Annotated in this window: 4 protein-coding genes and 1 pseudogene; 2 read left to right on the forward strand and 3 right to left on the reverse strand. The window is 49.5% G+C overall.

What is annotated here, in order from left to right:
• The 3 genes and pseudogenes from ACTHMC_RS29400 to ACTHMC_RS29410 all read right to left on the reverse strand — a co-directional run.
• Positions 1 to 515: pseudogene (locus ACTHMC_RS29400) on the reverse strand (PA0069 family radical SAM protein); the annotation flags it as partial.
• 20 nt (positions 516 to 535) lie between these two features.
• A complete protein-coding gene (locus tag ACTHMC_RS29405; protein WP_440418655.1) occupies positions 536 to 1,171 on the reverse strand; it encodes a 2'-5' RNA ligase family protein in 636 nt (211 codons plus the stop codon).
• A gap of 37 nt (positions 1,172 to 1,208) precedes the next feature.
• Positions 1,209 to 1,832, reverse strand: coding sequence for a hypothetical protein (locus ACTHMC_RS29410; protein ID WP_440418656.1), 624 nt, complete (start codon positions 1,830 to 1,832; stop codon positions 1,209 to 1,211).
• A gap of 72 nt (positions 1,833 to 1,904) precedes the next feature.
• Here ACTHMC_RS29410 and ACTHMC_RS29415 point away from each other — a divergent pair, with 72 nt between their 5' ends.
• Both ACTHMC_RS29415 and ACTHMC_RS29420 read left to right on the forward strand, forming a co-directional pair.
• Positions 1,905 to 2,339: a LexA family protein gene (locus ACTHMC_RS29415; RefSeq protein WP_440418657.1), complete on the forward strand. Its 435-nt coding sequence runs from the start codon at positions 1,905 to 1,907 to the stop codon at positions 2,337 to 2,339.
• 138 nt (positions 2,340 to 2,477) lie between these two features.
• Positions 2,478 to 2,848: Y-family DNA polymerase (locus tag ACTHMC_RS29420; protein ID WP_440418658.1), on the forward strand; the 371-nt coding region annotated here is incomplete at its 3' end.

Below are 2,848 nucleotides of genomic sequence, written 5' to 3' on the forward strand. Positions count from 1 at the left end.
GCATTCTTGGTAATAATGCCTACCGGCTGATTAAACTCGAGGCATATTTCCAGCATGCGCCGGGTTAAACGATATTTCTTTTCAGCGGGCTGATAACAATCCGTGTTGCCACTGAGAGACACTGGCACACATTGCCATTTGGGATTCATGAGGAATTTACGGAAAAGCTCCGGCGCATTTTTCTTCACCATGATATTCCGCTCAAAATCCACTCCCGCACTGTATCCGTAATATTCAAAGGAGTTGCGGGCATAGCAGTAGATGCAGCCATGCTCGCAACCCTGATAGGGGTTGATGCTGTAGAACATGCCAACATCAGGGCTATCCACTTTATTCACTACCGCCCTGGCATTGTCTTCCAGATATTTGGTTGCCATATCGGACTCTATCCACTCATCGATACCCTCGATATGTTCCTTCACACGCTCGTTCTTTAAGAAACGGTTGCGTGTATTGATCTGTGCTCCCCGGCCTTTGAGATAGGTATCGGGTTTCTGTTCTTCGTGGTTTTCCATTATGAGTTTCCTTTCTTCACTCAGGCGAATAATTCTCCCTGCCTGATATTCACCGGGAGGTTCTTGAATTCCATGCGCTCGGCAATCTGCCAGGCGCGGTCACCTGTTCTTCTTTTCAATAATAACATACTGTCCGCAACAAAGCGGCCCGTGAACTGGCGATGGGAATATTCCAGCCAACCCTGTTCATATTGCCAGGGCTGTAACCTGCTGGCGATAGTAATGACAGGCTCATCGATAAAATGCGGCTTACGGTCCTTATCATATTTCATCAGGCGCTGCGACTGCCTGATCTCTTTCACCAGGCCCTGGATCGGCTGACGCGTAATTACATTCACGTAGATGGAATGTGTGGGGTATGCACCGTAATTCTTCAGCTCTACTTTGAAAGGATGATAACCATTGGCGGCCAGGCGAAGGCGATGCAGGATCTTTTCTTCCATCATCTCCAGCTGTGTGAACTTTGCGAGGAGGATATGAGGACGAACAAAATTCGCATAACCGCCCGGGTAAGTTTCATGAAAAGTCTTCTTCACGGCAAGGATCTTATTCCGCAGCTCTTCATGGGGGGAGAGCACCAGTTGATATTCATTGGTACGCAATCCGCTTTTATAGAGCGCGCCATAATCAGGTAAGGTGTCTGTAAGCTGTTTCATTTGCACGATTTTAAAAGGATTGAAAAAAGGATAAGGCTCAGGATAACTCCTGATATAGTTCATAAGTGCCCGGCAGGAACCGGAACACGTTAACAGTCTTATTATTTAATTCATAAGGAGAGCTTTTCACCAACAGCAGGCCATTGGCCAGGAAGGACTGGTGGAATGAGCGCCTTGAATACTCAGGCATTGCCTTTTCATACACGGACTGAGGCAGATGCCCGGCAATGTCCAGGTAAGGACGTAACATCATCACCGGCGGCGGGCAGGCCGAGGAGCGGATATAATCTTCCACCGGGCGCAGCTGGCGGATCAGTTGCTGAATAGGCCACTGGTCCTGGATGCGCAGGTAAATGGTATGCGGCGGATAGCCGCTGTAATTATTGAGCGTTACCACAAAACTGCGCAGGTTGCTGCAGATGCGCTGGATCCAGCGCATCAGGGTTTCTTCCATGCCCTCACGAACGGCAAAACGGGCTACCACTATCTGCTGGCCACCCCGCATTTGCCCCTTCAGACCATACTTCAGCACCAGGTCCTGCTGCTCCAGCCGTACCTGCTGGCCAACAACACTATCTGTCTGGATCACAAGGCTGTACTCCTGCAATCCCTGGCTGCTCCAGGCCTTGTTGCCACTATGATTGACCGATCCTGTGTGCATAAAATTCCTTTTGTCTGATCATTTATTTAGCATAAATTTACTAAATAATTTAGCACAGCCAAATTTTATTATATGCAGGACGAAATTTTTTATGATGCCGCGTACAAAGGTTCCAAAGACTTCAATCAGTGGAACGTAAAGACAGCCGATGCCACAGGCTTCGGTGCAGCGGCCGATGATTATATGGAGAGGGGGATCGATCTGAATGAGCAGCTCATTCACAACAAGCCCGCTACTTTCTTTTTGCGTATGAGAGGCGAAGCCATGACCGGTGCAGGGATCCATGACGGGGATGTGGTGATCGTGGACAAGAGCCTCAAGCCGCAGAGCGGGAAAGTGGTGATCGCTGTGCTGAATGGAGAAATGCTGATCCGCAGGCTGGAGCGCACTTTCAACAAGGTGCGCCTGCTTCCGGAGAACAGGCAGTTTGCCACCACGGAGATCGATCCCTCCTGTGACACCCTCGAGATCTGGGGCGTTGTCACCTATGTGATCCACCATCTTTAGTAACAGGCTCCGGCCATAAAGTTGATACTGCCATTGAGCAGCCATGACCATTAAACCTCCTATGAGAGAAGTGAGCAGCTCTTCCATGCTGGGTTGCTCATTGTCTCTCCCCTTTTATTCACAGCAAGCATTCATTGAATGAACACACAGGCAGCAGCACCTGATCTTTTCACCGCCATTCCGGGATCACCCGGAATGAAAGCGATCGTTGACTGCAATAGCTTTTACTGTTCCTGCGAGCGGTTATTCCGCCCCGACCTGAGGAACAGCCCTGTGATAGTGCTCAGCAATAATGACGGATGCATTGTTTCGCGCAGCGATGAAGCAAAACAATTCGGAGTGAAAATGGCGGGCCCGTATTTTGAAGCGAAACCACTCATACGTCAGTATGGTATCTCGGTGTTCTCTTCCAATTACAACCTGTATGGCGATCTGAGCTGGCGCGTGATGGAAACATTGCGCATGCTGGTACCCTCAGTGGAAGTGTATTCGGTGGATGAGGCCTTCAT

Source organism: Pseudobacter sp. (assembly GCF_051955275.1).
Lineage (GTDB): Bacteria > Bacteroidota > Bacteroidia > Chitinophagales > Chitinophagaceae > Pseudobacter.